The sequence below is a fragment of the Natronococcus sp. genome (assembly GCF_047921035.1).
Taxonomy (GTDB): domain Archaea; phylum Halobacteriota; class Halobacteria; order Halobacteriales; family Natrialbaceae; genus Natronococcus.
On the sequence record NZ_JBLRWX010000026.1, the window covers coordinates 17769 to 36950 of the forward strand.

11 protein-coding genes are annotated in these 19182 nt (G+C 68.4%); 4 read left to right on the forward strand and 7 right to left on the reverse strand.

All coding sequences use genetic code 11. From position 1 onward, the window contains the following. Nucleotides 1-6: 6 nt before the first annotated feature. On the reverse strand, nucleotides 7-4554 hold the full coding sequence (gene gltB, locus ACNA7R_RS07520; RefSeq protein WP_416282953.1) for a glutamate synthase large subunit: 4548 nt from the start codon (nucleotides 4552-4554) through the stop codon (nucleotides 7-9). Between the two features lie 346 nt (nucleotides 4555-4900). Continuing rightward, nucleotides 4901-6382, reverse strand: coding sequence for a proline--tRNA ligase (gene proS, locus ACNA7R_RS07525; RefSeq protein WP_416282954.1), 1482 nt, complete (start codon nucleotides 6380-6382; stop codon nucleotides 4901-4903). Between the two features lie 186 nt (nucleotides 6383-6568). Between proS and ACNA7R_RS07530 the strand changes: the two genes are divergently transcribed. Both ACNA7R_RS07530 and ACNA7R_RS07535 read left to right on the forward strand, forming a co-directional pair. Continuing rightward, the gene (locus ACNA7R_RS07530; protein WP_416282955.1) at nucleotides 6569-8095 is read left to right on the forward strand and encodes an alpha-amylase family glycosyl hydrolase; all 1527 of its coding nucleotides are present in this window, start codon (nucleotides 6569-6571) and stop codon (nucleotides 8093-8095) included. Nucleotides 8096-8328: 233 nt separating this feature from the next. Beyond that, on the forward strand, nucleotides 8329-9300 hold the full coding sequence (locus tag ACNA7R_RS07535; protein ID WP_416282956.1) for a quinone oxidoreductase family protein: 972 nt from the start codon (nucleotides 8329-8331) through the stop codon (nucleotides 9298-9300). A 224-nt stretch (nucleotides 9301-9524) separates the two neighbouring features. On the opposite strand, the gene ACNA7R_RS07540 is transcribed toward ACNA7R_RS07535, so the two are convergent. From ACNA7R_RS07540 to ACNA7R_RS07560, 5 genes are all read right to left on the reverse strand, one after another. Then, nucleotides 9525-9830, reverse strand: coding sequence for a hypothetical protein (locus ACNA7R_RS07540; protein ID WP_416282957.1), 306 nt, complete (start codon nucleotides 9828-9830; stop codon nucleotides 9525-9527). A gap of 80 nt (nucleotides 9831-9910) precedes the next feature. Next, on the reverse strand, nucleotides 9911-10423 hold the full coding sequence (locus ACNA7R_RS07545; protein ID WP_416282958.1) for an 8-oxo-dGTP diphosphatase: 513 nt from the start codon (nucleotides 10421-10423) through the stop codon (nucleotides 9911-9913). 45 nt (nucleotides 10424-10468) lie between these two features. Then, nucleotides 10469-14080 (reverse strand): UvrD-helicase domain-containing protein, encoded by a 3612-nt coding sequence (locus ACNA7R_RS07550; RefSeq protein ID WP_416282959.1) that lies wholly within the window; start codon nucleotides 14078-14080, stop codon nucleotides 10469-10471. Then, entirely contained in the window at nucleotides 14073-15083 is a 1011-nt protein-coding gene (locus ACNA7R_RS07555; protein ID WP_416282960.1) for a PD-(D/E)XK nuclease family protein, read from the reverse strand. The genes ACNA7R_RS07550 and ACNA7R_RS07555 overlap by 8 nt, the downstream gene beginning before the upstream one ends. After that, nucleotides 15076-17205, reverse strand: coding sequence for a hypothetical protein (locus ACNA7R_RS07560; protein WP_416282961.1), 2130 nt, complete (start codon nucleotides 17203-17205; stop codon nucleotides 15076-15078). The genes ACNA7R_RS07555 and ACNA7R_RS07560 overlap by 8 nt, the downstream gene beginning before the upstream one ends. 106 nt (nucleotides 17206-17311) lie before the next feature. On the opposite strand from ACNA7R_RS07560, the gene ACNA7R_RS07565 reads away from it, so the two are divergent. Then, nucleotides 17312-17719: a CBS domain-containing protein gene (locus tag ACNA7R_RS07565; protein ID WP_416282962.1), complete on the forward strand. Its 408-nt coding sequence runs from the start codon at nucleotides 17312-17314 to the stop codon at nucleotides 17717-17719. A 285-nt stretch (nucleotides 17720-18004) separates the two neighbouring features. Then, the coding region (locus ACNA7R_RS07570; RefSeq protein ID WP_416282963.1) for a S8 family peptidase at nucleotides 18005-19182 on the forward strand (1178 nt) is incomplete at its 3' end.

Here is a 19182-nt window from a genome sequence, read left to right on the forward strand (position 1 = left end):
CGCGGATCAGTCGTCGCTCGCGGCGAACTCGGCCGACTCGGCGTCGGCGGACGTCTCGGGCGCGCCCGGCAGTTCGCTGCGAACGTCGTCGCTGCCCTGCTCGGTGATCGCCTCGTGGTAAGCTTCGGGCATCACCTTCACGAACGACTCGAGGGTGCGCTCCCAGTTCGCGAGCAGCTCGCGACCCCGCTCGGAGCCCGTGTAGGCGACGTGGTTCTCGACGAGTCGGCGCAGCATCTCGATGTCGGCGTCCTCTAAGTCGTCGTGCAGCGAGACCATCCCGGTGTTGGCGCGGTCGGCGAAGTCCGCGTCGGGGTCGTAGACGTAGGCGACGCCGCCGGACATGCCGGCCGCGAAGTTCTTCCCGGTCTCGCCGAGGACGGCGACGACGCCGCCGGTCATGTACTCGCAGCCGTGGTCGCCGACGCCCTCGACGACGGCCTTCGCGCCGGAGTTGCGAACCGCGAAGCGCTCGCCGGCGACGCCGTTGACGTACAGCTGGCCGTCGGTCGCGCCGTACAGCGCGACGTTGCCGATGGCGACGTTCTCGGTCGGGTCGTAGGCGGCGGTGTCGGGCGTCCGAACGGTGAGCTTCCCGCCCGAGAGCCCCTTGCCGACGTAGTCGTTGGAGCCCCCCTCGAGGTGCATCGAGACGCCGCTGGCGAGGAACGCGCCGAAGCTCTGACCGGCGGTTCCCTCGAGGTCCACAGTAATGGTATCCTCGGGGAGACCGGGCTCGCCGTAGCGGTCGGTGATGCGGTTCGAGAGCATCGCGCCGACCGCGCGGTCGACGTTCGTCACGTCGGCCGCGAGCGTGACCGGGGACTGCTTCTCGATGGCCTCGCTCGCGGCGTCGATGAGTTCGCGGTCGAGCTGGTCGTCGAGTTCGTGGTCCTGCTCGCGGATCTTGTAGCGGACGTCGCCCGCGGGCTCGGCCAGCACCGCCGAGAGGTCGACGTTGCGGGCCTTCGGGTGGTCGACGTCCTCGCGCTGGGAGAGGACCTCGACGCGGCCGATCATCTCGTCGACGGTCTCGAAGCCGAGTTCGGCCATGATCTCGCGCAGCTCCTGGGCGATGAACGTCATGTAATTGATAACGTGCTCGGGCTCGCCGGGGAACCGCTTGCGAAGGTCCTCGCGCTGGGTGGCGACGCCGACGGGGCAGGTGTTCTTGTGACACTGCCGGGCCATCACGCAGCCGGAGGTGACCAGCGGGGCGGTCCCGAAGACGTACTCCTCGGCGCCCAGCAGGGCGGCGACAGCGACGTCCCGGCCCGTCTTCATCCCGCCATCGGCCGAGACCCGAATCCGGTCGCGCAGGCCGGTCTGGCGGAGCATCTGGTTGGCCTCGGCGAGGCCGAGCTCCCAGGGAAGGCCGGCGCTCTTGATCGAGGTTCGGGGCGAGGCCCCGGTGCCGCCGGAGTGGCCCGAGATGTGGACGACGTCGGCGTTGGCCTTCGCGACGCCGGCCGCGATGGTGCCGATCCCCGCCTCGCTGACGAGCTTGACGTTGATATCGGCGTCCTCGTTCGCAGCTTTGAGGTCGAAGATCAGCTGTTTGAGGTCCTCGATCGAGTAGATGTCGTGCAGCGGCGGCGGCGAGATGAGGCCGACGCCCGGCGTCGACTTGCGGACGTGAGCGATCATCTCGTTTACCTTCTCGCCGGGGAGGTGGCCGCCCTCCCCGGGCTTGGAGCCCTGAGCCATCTTGATCTGCAGCTCGTCGGCGGAAGAGAGGTAGGTGCTCGTGACGCCGAAGCGGCCGGAGGCGACCTGTTTGACGTTACACTCCCGGTCGGTGTCGAATCGCTCTGGCGGTTCGCCGCCTTCGCCGGAGTTCGACTTGCCGCCGATGCGGTTCATCGCGATCGAGTTGTTCTCGTGGGCCTCCGGCGAGAGGCTCCCGAGGCTCATCGCAGCCGTCGAGAACCGCTCGACGATCTCGGCGATCGGTTCGACGTCCTCGAGCGGGATCGACTCCCGATCGGAGTCGAACTCGAGCAGGCCCCGCAGGGTCTGGAGGTTCTGCTGTTGGTCGTTGATCTGGGCGGCGAACTCCTGGTACCGCTCGTAGTCGTTCGCTCGGACCGACTGCTGGAGCGCGCCGACGGTGTCGGGGTTCCACTGGTGGTGGATCCCGCTCGAGCGGTGTTCGAACTCGCCCTGGCGGTCGAGTTTCGACTCCTCGCTGCCGAAGGCCTTCTCGTGGCGCTCGCGGACATCGGCTTCGAGTTCGGCGAGCCCGACGCCCTCGGTCCGGTTCTCGGTGCCCTCGAAGTAGTCGGCGACGAGGTCGCCGTCGAGGCCGACGGCCTCGAAGATCTGGGCGCCCTGGTAGCTCTCGACCGTCGAGATCCCCATCTTGGCCATGATCTTCAGCAGACCGTCCTCGACGGCGTCGACGTAGGCGTCGATCGCGAGTTCGGTCTCCGCGCCGTCCGGCCCCGCCGTGATGTCCGCGATCGTCTGGTAGGCCAGGTACGGGTTGACCGCGCCCGCGCCGTAGCCGACCAGCGTCGCGAAGTGGTGGACGGTCCGGGGGTCGGCGGACTCGACGACGAGGCCGACGTGGTTGCGAAGCCCGTTGCGAACGAGGTGGTGGTGGACGCCCCCGGTCGCGAGCAGGCTCGGAATCGCCGCGCGATCGGCGTCGACGCCGCGATCCGAAAGGATCAGCACGTCGTGGCCCGATTCGATCGCGTCGACGGCGTCCTCGCGGACGCGCTCGATGGCGGCCTCGAGGTCCGCTCCCGGCTCCTCGCTCTCGAGTTCGTAGGTGATGTCGATCGTCGCCGCCGTAATGCCGTTGGCCGAGCAGTCGCGGATCGACTCGAGTTCGGCGTCCGTGAGGATCGGCGAGTCGAGCACGAGCTGACGGGCGTGTTCGGGCGACTCCTCGAGGAGGTTGCGCTGGTAGCCCAGCCGACTCTCCATCGAGGTGACGAGCTCCTCGCGGATGTAGTCCAGCGGCGGGTTGGTGACCTGCGCGAACAGCTGCTTGAAGTACGTAAAGAGCGGGCGGTTGAACTCCGTCAGGACGGACAGCGGCGTGTCGTCGCCCATCGAGCCGACGGGGTCTTTCCCCTTCTGGGTCATCGGCTCGATCATGTTCTCGAGTTCGTCGTGCGTGTAGCCGAAGGCCGCCTGCTGGTCCCGAAGCGCGGCGACCGGCCGCCGAGGCGAGCTGTCGCCGGTCGTGACGATGTCGTCGAGACCGACCTGTTCCCGCTCGACCCACTCGCCGTAGCGGTCGTCGGTCAGGTCCTCGAAGACCTCGTCGTCGGGGATGACCCGTCCCTCCTCGGGATCGGCGAGGAACAGCTGTCCGGGCTGGAGGCGACCGCGCTCGGCGATCTCCGAGGGATCGGTCTCGAGCGCGCCGGCCTCGCTGGCCATGATCAGCCTGTTGTCGGTCGTCACGTCGTACCGACACGGTCGCAGTCCGTTGCGGTCGAGGACGGCGCCGACGCGTTCGCCGTCGGTTGCGGCGACCAGGGCGGGGCCGTCCCACGGTTCGACCAGCGAGGCGTGGAAGTCGTACCAGTCCTTGCGGCCCTGATCCATCGACTCGTCGCCGCGCCAGGCCTCGGGAACGAGCATCCGCAGCGCGTGCTCGAGGTCGCGGCCGTCCTGCATGAGGAGTTCGAGGGCGTTGTCGACGCTCGCGGTGTCGGACTGGTCGGGGTCGTCGATGATGGGCTTGACGGCCTCGAGATCCTCCAAGACCTCGCTCTCGAGGTCCGTCTCCCGGGCGCGCATCCAGTTGATGTTCCCTCGAATCGTGTTGAACTCGCCGTTGTGGATGATGTTGCGGTAGGGATGGGCGAGATGCCAGGCGCCGAGCGTGTTCGTCGAGAAGCGCTCGTGGACCATCGCGAACGTCGACTCGAGGCGGTCGTCGGTCAGATCCTCGTAGTAGGAGGCGACCTGCTCGCCCTTGAGCAGGCCCTTGTAGACGACCGTCTTCGAGTCGAGCGAGCAGACGTAGAAGCGTTCCTTGTTCTCGACGTCGGCGTTCGCGACCGCGTTCTCGAGGGCGCGCCGGGCGACGTACAGCCGTCGGTCGAAGGCGTCGCCGGAGACGTCGTCGGCGGGGGCGACGGCGACCTGCCAGACGTCGGGTTCCGAATCGAGCGCAGTCTGGCCGAGGTCGGCGTTGTCGGTCGGCACGTCGCGCCACTCGAGAACCTCGAGGTCGTAGTCGGCGAGGGCGCCCTCGACGATTTCCGCGAGTTCCTCGCGGGCCGTCTCGTCGGCCGGGAAGAAGAGCGAGCCGACGGCGTAGGTGTCGGGGAGATCCGCGTCGAGAACGTCGGCAAAAAAGGCATCCGGTCGCTGGAGCATGATGCCGGCGCCGTCGCCGGTATCCTTCTCAGCGCCGGTCGTCCCGCGGTGCTCGAGGTTAACGAGAAGATCGAGTCCGTCGGCGACGACATCGTGACCGCCCGCACCGTCGAGATCCATGACGACGCCGACACCGCAGTTCGATCGTTCGTCCGCCGGATCGGCGAGCCCCGGAGACCGATCGGTGTTCGAAGTGTGTGGCTGTGACATGCACCCTCCTTTGGAGATCTCCCATAAGAGGCTACCCCATAATGGCTAAGTGTATTATATACACATATGAGGAGATATAAGGTCTAATCGGATGATTTATACTGTAGATCACGGGAGGATCCCGGGGTGGCAGTCGATCGGCACGCGGGGCTGGTCGGCGAAGCGGTACGGAAAGGTGTCAGAGGCACGTAGTGTTCACCCACCAGAGTGAACACCACACTCGTACATCGTTCCCGGTAGATAAGCACTATTTGGTTAAAGAGTTAGGTAGGCCGTGGGACCCACACCGGTGACGGGGCCGGTTTACGGCCTCGAGCGACCGATCGGCCCCGATAGGCGGGCCGGCTCAGTAGCTCTTCGCGAAGTACGCGATCTCGTCGGCGGGCTCCCCGCAGACGCCACACTCGTCTTCGTCAGGTTCGACGACCTCACCCGCGGACTGACCCCCCTCGTCCTCGAGGGGCTGCATGACGATCTCGGCCGCGATCTTCTCCTTGATCGCCTCCTCGCAGGCCTGGTCGCCACACCACGGCGTTTTGACGTAGCCGCCGTGCTTGCCGATCGTTCCGAGGATGTCCTCCGGGCTGTGGGCCTCGCGGACGTTCTCCGCGAGGTTCTCCTCGGCCGTCTCGTACAGCTTGTCGAAGATCTCGTCGAGGTGGTCCTCGACGGTGTCGACGATCCCCTCGCGGTCGGCGACGTCCTTCTCGCTGTCCGGGCGGTGGACCAGCGTCACCTCGCCGTCGTCGGCCTCGTTGGGGCCGATCTCCAGTCGCAGGGGAACGCCGTTTAGCTCGTGTTCGTTGAACTTGAACCCGGGGTTGCGCTCGTCGCGGTCGTCGAGTTCGACGCGGACGCCGGCCTCCTCGAGCTCGTCGGCGATCTCCCGAGAGTACTCGAGGACGTCCTCCTTGGTGTCGGCCTGCCAGATCGGGACGATCGCGACCTGGGTCGGCGCGATCGTCGGCGGGAGCACGAGCCCCTGGTCGTCGGAGTGGGTCATGATCAGGGCGCCGATCGCGCGCCAGGACAGCCCCCAGGAGGTCGTGTAGGCGGTCTGTTCCTCCTCGTCCTCGTCGGCGAAGGTGATGTCGAACGCCTCCGCGAACGACTGGCCGAGGTTGTGGCTCGTCGCGCCCTGAACCGACTTCCCGTCGGGCATCAGCGCCTCGACGGTCGTCGTCGTGTCCGCGCCGGGGAACTTGTCGTGCTCGGGCTTCTTGCCCCGAAGTACCGGGATCGCGAGCACGTCCTCGTAGACCTCCTCGTACTGGTCGAGGCGGGTCCAGACCTCCGCCCAGGCGCCCTCGTCGTCGGCGTGGGCGGTGTGGCCCTCCTGCCACATGAACTCCTTCGTCCGGAAGAACGGCTTCGTCTCGGTGGCCTCCCACCGAACGACGGAACACCACTGGTTGATTCGCAGCGGCAGGTCGCGGTGGCTGCGGGTCCAGTCGGCCATGAACGGCGCGATGATCGACTCGCTGGTGGGACGGACGGCGAGTCGCTCCTCGAGTTCCTCGTGGCCGCCGTGGGTGACCCAGGCGACTTCGGGGTCGAACCCCTCGACGACGTCCTTCTCGCGCTCGAGGAAGCTCTCGGGGATGAACAGCGGGAAGTAGACGTTGTCGACGCCGGTTTCCTTGAACCGGCTGTCGAGCGCGTCCTGGATCCCCTCCCAGATCGCGTACCCGCGCGGTTTCGTGACGATGAAACCGCCCATCGGGGCGTAGTCGGCGAGATTCGCTTTCTGGACGACCTCGGCGTACCACTCGCCGGGCTTGTGCGATTTCGTCTCGGTGATCCCGAGCTCTTGACTCTCGTCGCTCATACCGCCACCTTCGTGACCGGAACAATAAATGGATCCTGTTTGGCGGGCGCCCGCCACCGCTCGTGTCGGTGTTCGTTCGTCCGTGCCTATTCGTTCGACGAAGTATTTCGGCTGTTGATAACTATCGTTCGAAATCGGATTAAAATCGTTATGTATTATTACACCATAGATTATACTCGGGGACGAATGCCACGGAATCACAGCCACACCGGCGATTCGGCGGGTATCGACCGACGGAGCGTCCTGCGCTCGAGCGCCGCCGTCGGCGCGGTCGCACTCGGCGGCGTGACGATCGGCACGACCAGTGCGCCCGCCCGCTCCGAGGGAGCGACGGCCCCCGAGGACGGCGTCGGCTACCAGTACTTCCACCGCGAGTGGACCGAGATCGAGGCCGACCTCGAGCGCGTCGCCGACCTCGGAGTGAGCGCGATCTGGATCCCCCAGCCCGCCGTCTCGAAGCTGAGCTGGGAGGATCTAACCTACGAGGACCAGGAGGGATTCTACGACGGCGAAGGCGAGGAGTCCGTCTACGGCCGCGAGCGGGATCCCCACCCGCCGTTGGGCTACCAACCGGTCGACCTGCGCGACTTCGACTCCGCCCACGGCACCGAGGACGAACTCGCCTCGCTGATCGAGACCGCCCACGAGCACGACATCGACGTCATCGTCGACGTCGTTCTGAACCACATGGCCAACCCCGATGGCCCCGACGGCGAGGTCGAGTACCCGCAGTTCGACCCCGACGAGCACTTCCACGACTACGGCACGCTCGGGGACTGCGAACTCGAGGGCGAGGAGGCGGAGATGTACGAGTGTGACCTCCTCGACCTCCCCTCGCTGGACGTCGAACACCCCGAGGTCCAGGCGGCTCACGAGGCCTACCTCCGGAAGATCGCCGACCTCGGTGCCGACGGCCTGCGGATCGACGCCGCGGCCCACGTCTGGCCGTGGTACTTTCGGGAGCACATCAATCCCCTGGCCGACGAGCTCGGCCTCTGGCGGGTCGGCGAGGTCTGGGAAGAAGAGGACGTCGATCACCTGCTCGAGTTCGCCGACACCGGGATGACCGTCTTCGACTTCCCGCTGTACGACGCGATTATGGAGGCCTTCGAGGGCGGCAGCATGGAAGCGCTCTCTCGGGAGGAAGCGCGAGGCGTCGTCCACGAACGTCCCGAGGCCGCCGTCACGTTCGTCCAGAACCACGACACGACCGGCCCCGAGGTCGAGCCTAACGAGCCCGAGGGCCGGGCGGTCGAACTCGCCGAGGCGTTCGTCCTCGCCTACGCCGGGATGCCCATGCTCTATCGGGGCGGTGCCGAACAGCGCCCGGAGCTCGAGGACGACGACCTCCGGGCGCTCGTCGAGGTCTCCCGATCTCTCGCCGAGGGAGCGGTGATCGACCGCCACGTCGACGAGGACGTCTACGTCTTCGAGCGCGAGGGGAACCTGCTGGCCGGGATCAACACCGCCGACGAGGATCGCACGGTGACCGTCGAGACCGACTGGCGGACCGAGCCGCTGGTCGATCACGCCGGCGACGGCACAAACGTCACGACCGGTCCCGACTGCACGGTCGAGCTCACCGTCCCCGCCGAGGGGTGGGTCATGTACGGCCCCAGGAAGAGCGGTTCCGCGGACCCCGACCCACCGGGCGAGCCGAACCCGCCAGCTGACCCGGAGCCGCTGGCCGACGACTGCTATAGTAGCCACTGATACGGTTTACTGTAAGTCATTACCGGCGCAACCGCGACCCGTGCGGCGGTTGCGCCGGTAAATCGTTACAGCAATCCGTATGAAAGTCAGTGCGCACCCGATCGCACGACTGCTGTGGATCGGTGTGCAAACAGTTTCAGTTGTTACTATAGGGCTCGAGGTCACGAAGAAACGTTCGACATTCGGTTTCCTGTTCTCGGACGTTTATACGCACTCGTTACGACTGGTAACCCATGAAGGCCATCGAGGTAACGGAGTACGGCGACAGCGACGAACTCGAGGTCGTCGATCGGGACGTGCCCGAGCCCGACGCCGGCGAGGTCCGGATCGAGATCGAGACCGCGGGGATCAACTTCGCGGACATCATGCAGCGACGCGGCGTCTACCCGGGCGGTCCCGAGGCGCCCTACGTTCCCGGGATGGAGGCCGCAGGGACGATCGACGCGACCGGAGAGGGTGTCGATCTGGACGAGGGCGACCGGGTCGTCGCCATGCTCGATCGGGGCGGGTACGCGGAGTACGCCACCGCGAACGCTCAGATGCTGTTTCCGATCCCGGAGGGGATGAGCTTCGAGGAGGCCGCCGGCTTCCCCGTCCAGTTTCTCACCGCCCACTCCTGTCTGTTCGAGTGGGGCGAACTCGAGGACGGCGAGTCGGTGCTGATCCAGGCCGCCGCGGGCGGGGTCGGTACCGCGGCCGTCCAGCTGGCATCGAACGCCGGCGCGGAGGTGTTCGGCACCGCGAGCAGCGAGGAGAAACTCGAGCTCGCGGCCGACCTGGGCTGCGATCATCCGATCCAGTACACCGAGACCGACTTCCGCGAGACCGTCGACGAGGAGACCGACGGCGCGGGCGTCGACCTCGTCCTCGAGTCGGTCGGCGGCGACGTCTTCGAGCGCAGCCTCGACGCGATGGCACACTTCGGCCGCATGGTCACCTTCGGCGTGGCCAGCGGCGAGCCCGCGAGTGCGGAGAACCGCCGACTCCTCTTCGAGAACAAGAGCGTCCGCGGCTTCCACCTCGGTCAGGCCGCGATGCACGATCCGAGTCGGATCATGCAGGCCGTCCCCGACCTGACGGAGGGGCTCGCGAGCGGCGACCTCGAGGTCATCGTCGGCGAGTCGTTCCCGCTCGAGGAGGCCGCCGACGCCCACCGGTACATCGAGGATCGCAAGAGCTCCGGGAAGGTCCTGTTGAAACCGTAGTCGCCAGAGGGGAACGATCGGCGATCCGTCGACCGCTCCCTACTCGTCCGTCTCTTCGATCTCGCTGCCGGTCTTTGAGGTTGCTATCGAAATATCGGGACAGCGACCGGTCCCTTCAGCGGTCGCCTCCGCCGTAGCACCGCTCGAGGCAACTCGTAACCGACCGCGAGAACTTCCACCGGCGAGCGCCGGCTACCGATCGCCGGCAGCGCTACCGAATCGGCTCAGTCGCCGAGACTGTCGTCCTCGTCCGCCTCGTCGTCTGTCTCCTCGTCTTCGTCGTCCTCGTCAGTTTCCTCGATGTCGCCGGTTTCGCCGCCGTTCTCCTCGATATCGCCGTTGTCGTCCCGTTCGCCGACCTCGTCGGTCGCGTCCTCGTCGTCTTCCTGTTCGGTCTCGTCGGGCGGCGCGTCCTCGAGGTCCTCGTCGCCCTCGCCTTCCTCTTCGTCACCTTCCGCACAGCCGGCGATCGCGCCGACCGCTCCGGCGGCCGCGACCGAGAGCAGTCGTCGACGGGTTCCGTCAATCATCGTGATCGGTCGTGCTACCCGTCGGCGTCGAAAGTGGGTTGCCGTTGCGATACAATGCCGGGATTCGATCGAAGCGGCGTCTACCGGGAGCGCTCGGTCCCGTCGAACGCGACGCCCCGCTCGAGGTCGTGGCCCGCGAACTCGGCCTCGTCGAGCGGTTCGCCGCCGACGAACCGGAACTCGCCGGCGACCGTCTCGCCCTCGAGCACGGCGGGCAGCCAGAGGCGGTCGTCCTCCCACATCCGATCGTAGGGGACGTCCTCGAGCGCGAACCACTCCGGACGGGCCTCCTCGGAGGGGCGGGGCTCGCCCGCGAACTGGCGGGTGCGAAACACGTGGCAGAAGGTGTGGCGATCGCCGTCGAGGCGAAAGTCGAGTTCGCCCGCCTTCTCGAGGTCGGCGGGATCGATCTCGAGGCCGACCTCCTCGTCGGTTTCCCGGACGGCACACTCCCGGGGCGTCTCCTCGCCCTCGAGTTTGCCGCCCGGACCGTTGTACCAGCCCTCGCCGAGTCCGCGTCGCTTCTCGATCAGGAGCACCTCGTCGGTCCCGCCGGCGTCCCGGAGGGGAAAACACAGCGTCGCCTCGATCATGGGCGCGGGTTCGTCCGGAACGGGATAAACGCGTTCGGTATCGCGTCAGTCGTCGTCCGCGGCGACGTCGGGCGCGTACGCCGCGGGCGCACAGCCCAGCGACCGGTGGGCGCAGTACCGACAGTGCTCCCCGGGCGTCGTCTCCCGGTAGGAGGGGTCGTCGACGCCCTCGAGGGTCTCGCGGACCGATTCCCAGGACGGCAGCGCCTCGGGCTCGAGTAGCTCGACTCGCGGACCGTCGACGTCGCCGACGTAGACGTAGCCGACGGCCGCGATGGGGTCGTCGAACCGCCGGTCGCAGGCGCGGGCGTACAGCGCGAGCTGGGTCGCCGTTCCGGGGTCGATTCGGCTCGCGGTCGCCTTGTAGTCGAGGACGGCGAGCCCGCCGCCCGCGGTGTCGGGCAGCCGCCGGATCGTGTCGACGTAGCCGACGACGTCGCCGTCGATCCCGACGACGTCGGTGAGGGCGAACGGCAGCTCCGCCGCGAGCGTCTCCCAGTCGGCGACCGGCGAGTCGACCCCCGGCGCGGTCGCCTCGAAGTAGCGATCGATACAGGCCAGCACCGCCTCGCGGTGCTCGAGCAGGTCCCGGGCGGTCAGCTGGCGGACGGCGGCCTCGCGCCAGTCGGCCCGCGTCTCGTACTCGCGGTGGAACGCCTCCTCGGCGACGTCGTGGAACACCGAGCCGACGACCCGCGAGGACGGTGCGTTCTCCCCCCCTTCGCCGGCCGCCGGATCGTCGATCGCTCGCACGACGTGCTCGAGGTAGTGTTTCCGCGAGCAGGCCTCGTAGCTCTCCATGGCCGTGTAGCTGTGGCGCATCGCGATCGGGAGCCGGCCGTCGCCGGAGAGCGCCTCGACCGGGAACCGGCTCGTCTCGGCCGTCAGCGCCCCGGCCCGTCGCTCGCCCGGCGCCCGGATCGACGACTCCCCGCTCGAGGCGTCGGCCGCCGGAAGCAGCGTTCCGGTCCGCAGCAGCCGACCGAGTTCGTGGACGGTCTCGATCGCCTCTCGCGTCTCGAGGGGTTCGACCGATCGGTCCTCGTAGCCGGCGTAGTAGGTGATCGTCCCCGGGCGCTCGTCGGCCGCGACGGCGAGTTCGTCGGTGCGGTCGACCACGGTACGGGGATAGCTCCCCCGGACGGACTCGAAGCTCTCTGTCAGGGTCGACCACAGCTCCATGCGCTCGCCGGCGACCGACCACTCGATGGCGGGATCGAGACAGGCGTCCGCGGTGGAGACCGCCAGCTCGCCCTCGTCGCCGTCGTAGTCGTACTCGCTTCCGAAGACGAACAGGTGGTTCGCCGCCCGCGTGAGCGCGACGTGGAGTACTCGCCACTCCTCGCCGACCGTTTCCGCGGCGATGTCGGCACACAGCGGCGAGGCGACGTCGTCCTCGAGCGTCGCCGCGAGCAGCCGGGTGCGGGCGCGACGGGCGTAGTCGTGCTCGACACACCACTCCTCGTCGGAGAGGTAGGGGACGAGGACGGTGTCGAACTCCAGGCCCTTCGCCTGGTGGACCGTCATCACGTCGATACGGTCGCTGGAGTGGGTTCCGCGGCTCCGTTCGGAGCTTCCGCCCCGAAGCGTCGCCTCGAGCGCGTCGACGAACTCCGTCGAGAGGGTTCGGACCACGCTCTCGGCGTCGTAGCGCTCGACGAAGCGGTCGATCCGCTCGAGCTGACGGCGCTCCTCGCTCGTGAGGAACCACTCGAGGCGAGTGAGCTCCCGGAGCCGTGCGAGCAGTCCCGACAGCGGATAGACGTCCCGCAGCGTCGCGAGGCGCTCGAGGTGGGTCCGGGCGCGCTCGAGCCGGGTCGTCGCCTCGAGGTCGGCGGCGTCGACCTCGAAGACGGCGTCGTACAGCGATCCCGACCGTCCCTGGAGGGTCGCGAGGTCGGCCTCCGGGAGCCGGTAGCGGTAGAGCAACACCCGGCGAAGGTGGACGTCGGCGTCGGGCTCGACCAGCACCCGGAGGTACGACAGCAGCGTCCGGATTCCGGGGGAGATCTCGCCCCGGGGCGAGCCCGAGATCTCGTGGGGGATCTGGCGATTCCGAAGCTCGTCGGCGACCAGCCGGGCGTGGCGGTTGGTCCGGACGATCACGGCGATATCCTCGAGCGATCGTGCGGGAACGTTCTCGCAGGCGCCGTTGAGCAGCCGCGAGACGGCCGTCGCGACCTGCTCGGCCGTCGGGTCGTCGATCTCGTCGCTCTCGACTTTGACGATCCGGTCCGGGGGGTCCTCGCGCTCGTAGGTGCCGGGCTCGCGGCCGTCCTCGCGGAGCGTCTTCGAGCCGTCGGCGTACGCACAGCGGTTCGTCAGCTCGAGGATCTCCTGGCGCGACCGGAAGTTGAGTTCGAGTTCGATCCCCGCGTGGTCGTCGTAGCGCTCGGCGAGTCTGTCGAGTCCCCGGCGGTCGGTGCCCCGCCAGCCGTAGATCGCCTGGTCCTTGTCCCCGATCGCGAGCAGGCCGGGTCGGTCGGGTCCGTCGGTGAGTTCGGTGATGAGTTCGAACTGCGTCGCGTCGGTGTCCTGGAACTCGTCGCAGTAGACCTGCTCCCACTGGCCGGTGATCTCGTCGGCGACGGCGTCGTCGGCGAGCAGGTCGGTCGCGGTGCGAACCAGCTCGTCGAAGTCGAACGCGCGCTCGCGCTCGAGGGTCGCGTGGTAGTCGGCGTACACCTCGGTGTAGTGGCGGGCCAGCCGGAGGAACTCGACGTAGTGTTTCAGCCGGCCGAACGGGGTCTGCTCGATCCGTTCGGTTCCCGTACCGCCGATCCGGTTGCCGAACAGCACTCGCGGCAGCTGTTTCGTCGTCGGGTCGTCGAGGTCGAGGGCCTCGTAGGCGTTGGTCACGCACCGCTGGAGGATCCGCAGGTAGGCGTCGATATCCCGGACGACGTCGTCCTCGCGGAACGCCGCGGGCGCCTCGGCGATCTTCTCCCGGCAGTAGCTGATGAGCGTGCCGTACTCGACGAGCCCCTCGTGGGCCGCCTCGAGGTGTTCCTCCCGGTTGAAGTACCGCAGCGCCTCGTTGTCGAAGGAGAGCTCCGTCTCGGCCCGGCGCTCGAGCCAGTGGACGAACTCCTGGCAGAGCTCGAGGGTTCGGGTTTCAGGAAGCTGTGCCCGGAGATCGTCGGGGGTGACGTCCTCCTGACTCATCGTCGCCACGAAGCGGTCGACCGCGTCGGCCAGGTCGGCCGGGGAACCGTCGCCGACCCGGGTGGCCGCGAACGCGTACTCCCGCTCGGCGAGGAGTCGGCCGACGATCCGGCGGCGCTTCCGTTCGGTCACCATCTCGAACTCGGGGGAGTAGCCGAGGTAGTAGGCGTACTCCCGGACCAGCCGGTGACACAGCGAGTGGTACGTCGAGACGGTGATCGCGGCCGCGACGTCGGGCTCGAGCCGGTCGGCGACGGCCTCGCGGATGCTCGCGGCGGCCTCGTTTGCGAAGGTGACGACGAGCACGTCCTCGGGGTCGACGTCGCCCCGTTCGATCGCCCGCTCGATGCGCATGAGCATCGTCGTCGTCTTCCCCGTTCCGGCGCCCGCGTCGACGGACGTGCAGGCGCGGTCGCTCTCGATGACCGCCCGCTGGCTGCCGCGGGGCTCGAGCGTCTCGGGGTCGTCCTCGAGCGGACCCGAGCTATCCATCGAAGCGCACCTCCGCGGCGAGGCGGTCCTGGCAGCCCACGGCGTAGCCGCAGTCGGGACAGGACTCGGTTGCGATCTCGTCCCACCGCGGAGCCGGATCGAACGACTCCGCGAGGACGTCGCTCGCGACGTCGACGAGCCGCGAGGCGACCGTCTCGTTGCGGTGTTCGTGCGTCATCGCGTAGGTGTGGTGGTCGACGTAGACGTCGGTGAGGTCGGTGGGTTCGACGGTCGCGTCGACGGTGTCTTGGACCCAGTTGACCGCGGTTCGGTTCCGATCGGCGAGGGGGACCTGCACGTATCGGCAGGTCTTCGCCTCGAGCCCGAGCCGGTCCCGGAGCCGGCGGAGTCCGTCGACGACGACGCTCGTCTCGAAGAGGGCGCCGACCGCCCGGGGCTCGAAGACCTCGCCGGAATCGAAGTGGTCGACGAACAGCGCGGCGACGTCGCCCTCCCAGTCCGAGCGGTAGCGCAGCAGTCCCAGCGGCGCGAGCGTCGGGACGAAGCGCACCCCGACGAGGCTCGCCCCCTCGAGGGTGACGTAGTCGACGTCGGCGTCGATCCGTACGCGATCGGGACCGTCTTCCGCGGGCAGCGAACGCGCGCTCGCGAGCGGAAGCGCGGGACCGACGAGTTCGCTCGCGGACGCCTCGAGCCGATCGATGCCGGCCGCGTGGTCGGCACCGGGCTCCTCGAGGTACGCCTCGAGGACCGCTTCCAGAACCGCTCGCTCGTGGTCCCGCTGGGTCCGCGAGTGGAACGGCTCGTCGTGGACGGCCCACAGCTCCGAGAGCCGCTCCGCCGCGATCGCCTCGAGGCGCTCCCGGTCGGTCGCACCCGATCGAAGCGCCTCGCAGATCGCCTCCCGAAGGAGGTCGACCCGATCCCGTGAACTGTCGTCGTCCTCGGCCTCGAGCCCGTGGACGTGGGCGAACTCGTACCGCCGTGGACAGTGCAGGTACGTCTCGAGTCCGTCCGCCGACAGCGTCGGCGGCTCACTCACCGCGGACCACCTCGCCGGCCGCGAACTCGAACTGCGAGCGGATCGCCTCCGCGAGTACGGGATGGAGCTCGTCTTCCGCGAGCAGCAGGGCGATCTCCTCGAACAGTTCCTCGGTCTCGCCGAGGTCGGCCCGGCCGCCGGTGCTCGCCTCCCGGAGGACGCGCTCGAGTTCCCCGCGGGGCTGTGCGAGCAGGGCCTCGGTCGCGGCCGCCTCGCCGCGAATCCGCGCCCCGTCGGCGCCGACGTCCTCGAGGGCGAGCCCCGGCGCGTCGGCGACGAGCTGCAGGTACCGCGACTCCTCGTGTGTTCGTCGGAGCCCGCCCGAACCCCGTTCGTACGAACAGCAGTACAGCCGCGACCGGGCCGCGCGGGAGGCCAGCGCGAGTCGACGCCGCGAGCGCTGGGCGTGGTAGGTCCCGAAGGGGTCGGTCACCTCGCTCGCGTCGGCGACCGGCGCGAACGTCTCTGCGACGGTCTCCGGGGTCGGGTTCGTTACCGCTGGGTAGTTCGGCATCGACTCGAGCCACGCCCGCGGGAACAGCCGCGTGAGGTGTCCGTCGCCGGGGTAGTGGTCGTCGAGAAGGTCGAGCAGGAAGACGGCCTCCCGGGAGTCGTACTTCAGGTCGTCGGCCGCACAGACGGCGACGCCCCCGGTCGGCGGGCGGGTCTCGACCGCGTGGACGTAGGGGGCGTCGTACCGGATCGTTCGGCGGAGCATCCGGCGGAGCCCCCGCCAGTCGGGGCCGACCAGGTCCGTCTCCTCGACGAACGCGGCGATCTCGAGTACGCGTTCGACGCTCGCGAACTCCTCGCGGGCGTCGACCCAGGATTCCTGGCGGGCGATTCGTCCCTTGAGGTCCGTGCGCTCGATCCAGCGCTCGAGGGAGGCTTCGACACTCGAGTCCGCGCAGGCCCCGAGCAGCGACCGATCGAACTCGGGGACCCGAGCGCGGAGCCGGGTCGCGGCGTCGCTTTCGTCCTCGAGTGAGAGCGCGCCGCGCTCCCGACGGGCCTGGAGCGTGACGAACGCGTAGAGCTCGTTGACGACGGGGTCCTCCGCGAGCGAGGGCGTGCCGATCGTCGCCGTCGGGATCCCGGCCTCGCGGAGCCGGCGTCTGGTCTCGGGGACGCGTTCGACCCGGGGGACCGCGACCGCGACCTCGTCGTAGGACCACCCGTGGCGGTCCCGAAGGGCCTGGATCTCCCGGGCGACGGCCCGGACCTGCTCGCGGGCGGTGCGGGTTCGGATCCGTTCGGCGCATCCCTCCCCGTCGGCCTCGCCGGTCGCGAGAAACCGCGTGATCGCACGGTGGGGAGACGTGCTGGCGTCGGCGGGCTCGAGGGATTCGATCTCGAGGCCGCCTTCCCTGGCGATCGACTCGACGGTTCCGGGCTCGATCCCGGTCCGTTCGACGCTGGCGTGGCGTTGGCCGAGACAGACCAGTTCGGCGTCACCGGAGAGGGCGGCGAGGTACCGCCGATCGAGCCGGCGGAACTCCTCGAACTCGACGGCAAGGACGGCGTCGAAGGAGTCGGTGACCCGGCCGCGAACGCCGTCGGCGTCGTCCTCGAGCAGCGAGACCGCCCGCGGGACCACGTCGGCCCGCTCGACGTACCCTCGCCGCTCGAGCACCTCGTGGAACCGGTCGTTCACCGCGTACAGGAAGGCCAGACAGTCGTGGGGGTCCTCGAGGTCGGCGAGCCGGAGCCGCTGGCGGGTCGCGCCCAACAGTAGCTGACCGACGTCGCGGGCGAACCCGTCGCGGTCGGCCGCGCGCTCGAGGTAGTCGGGAACGTCGCGGCTGGCGCCGTCGATCACCAGCGAGATCAGCTCGATTCGCTCCTCGTACTCGAGGCGGTCGAGGGTCGGATCGTACGCCTCGATCGTCTTCGAGGCGTGTTCCGGCAGGGACTCGACGCGGGGCGAGCGGGGCGCGTCGTCGGTGCCGAGCGTCTCGGCGAGACGCTCGAGACCCGTCGGGTGTCGCTTGAGCACGAGGACGTTCCGGTCCCCGTGGCGTGCGGCCAGCTCCGCGTACAGTTCGGCGGCGGCCGCGAGCGGGTCGCTCTCGGGACCGGGGAGGAGTTTGCAGGTACCGGAGAGACTGGGCGGCGAAGGCATCAACGGTACCGACTATGTTCGATTCCGTACTTAAATTTGCGCCGTCGGACCGGCACGTGTTGTCCGGTTGGCCAACCCTTATGGGTCACAGTACCAATCGCCACGTATGGACGATATTTTCGTTGCGCGAGTGATGTCGACCGATCTGCAGACCGTGACGCCGGAGACGCTCGTCGAGGACGCGGGCCAGGTGATGCGCGACAACGGCGTGGGATCGGTCATCGTCGTCGACGAGGAGAACCGGCTCGAGGGGATCCTGACGACGACCGATTTCGTCGGTATTGTCGCCGAGAGTCACCCGAAGGCCGAGACCTCGGTCTCCCGGTACATGACCACGGACGTCGTCACGACCGACGCCCAGGCGGGGATCCGCGACGCGGCGGACCTCATGGTCGAACACGGCTTCCACCACCTCCCCGTCGTCGACGACGAGGAGGGCGTCATCGGCATCGTGACGACGACGGACCTGACGTCCTACCTCTCGCGGGTGCAGTCGCCGAGCCCGGAGACGTAGCGCCCCCGTCGTTTCCGGTCAGTGGGGCGCCGAGAGCGGACGGACCCGGGTAGCGACGCGTCTCCCCGACGGTCGTCTCGTCTCGAACGGCGCGGCCGCTCGAGGAGTGTGCGTTACCAACCCCGGAGTACGACGCTAAACCGAGGATCGTTAGCGATGGATTTTCCCTCTCCGGTATAAATTTTGTCAACCTATTCAGATAGAGATATGGACGGCAACGCGTATCGGAACGCCCGCACCTGCACTCGGTAGGAGTCGGCACCCGCGTCGCCGACCGCTCGAACCATGGACCGACGCACCTTCATCACGGCAAGCGGCGTATCGCTCGGAACCCTCGCGCTCGGCTCCGTCGCGACGGCGACGGAAGCGACCGACCGGTTTCTCGTCGATCGCTCGAGTCTGCGCGACGAGGACCGCGTCGAGATCGTTCACGAACTGGAGCCGGTCGACCTGCTGATCGTCCGGAGCAGCGAGGACGAACTCGAGGACCAGGGGGCCGAGTTCGCTCCCGACGTCCGGCTCGAGACCGACGGCTACCGACCGGCTCGACGGCGACTGCTGGAGTCGACCGCGACGGGCGACGAGGAGCTGTCCGACTACCAGTGGGACAAGGCGGATCAGGGGATCCCGGAGGCCCACGACCATACTCGTGGCGAGGGCACTCGAGTCGCGATCATCGACACGGGGATCGCCGCGGGCCATCCGGCTCTCGAGGGCCAGGTCGACCTCGAGTACTCGAAGAACTTCACCGACGACGGCTACGGCGTCGGCGAGCCCTACGGCGGAACTCACGGCACGCACGTCGCGGGAATCGTCGGCGCGAACGACGACGGAACGGGGGTCGTCGGCTCGGCGCCCGGAACCGAACTCGTCGACCTGCGCGTGTTCGGTGTCTCGCTCGATAGCCGGGACGGGGCGGAGGTCCCGCCCGCGTACTGGGGTGATACCTACATGGGAACCGTCCTGGCGGCGCTGGTCTACGCCGCCGAGATCGGCTGTGACGTCGCCAACCTCAGCCTGGGCTGGACCTGGACGATGCGCACCGAGGGGTGGGGGAAGTTCTGGGGTCGAGCCCACCAGCGCGTCGGCAACTACGCGCGGCGCCAGGGGACGCTCCACGCCCACGCCTCGGGCAACTGGGGCGAGAGTCTTCAGTTCAACAAAGACGAGACGGACTCCTCGGAGACCGCCGGGGGAATCACGACGAGCTCGACCGGACCGATCGGGTTCGATCCCGACACTGGCGAGTACGACGCTCCTCCCTCCACGCCCTCGACGTACACGACCCACGGCGTCGGCGCGATCGATCTCGCCGCGCCGGGCGGGCAGGGTGGTGACAGTCGGTACGACGACGTCTACAACGCGGTTGCGATCCCGTCGTTCGGCGAGGACGGCGAGTACCTGGGTGCCGACTACGGCTACGGCTGGCTGGCCGGCACCTCGATGGCGGCCCCGCAGGTCGC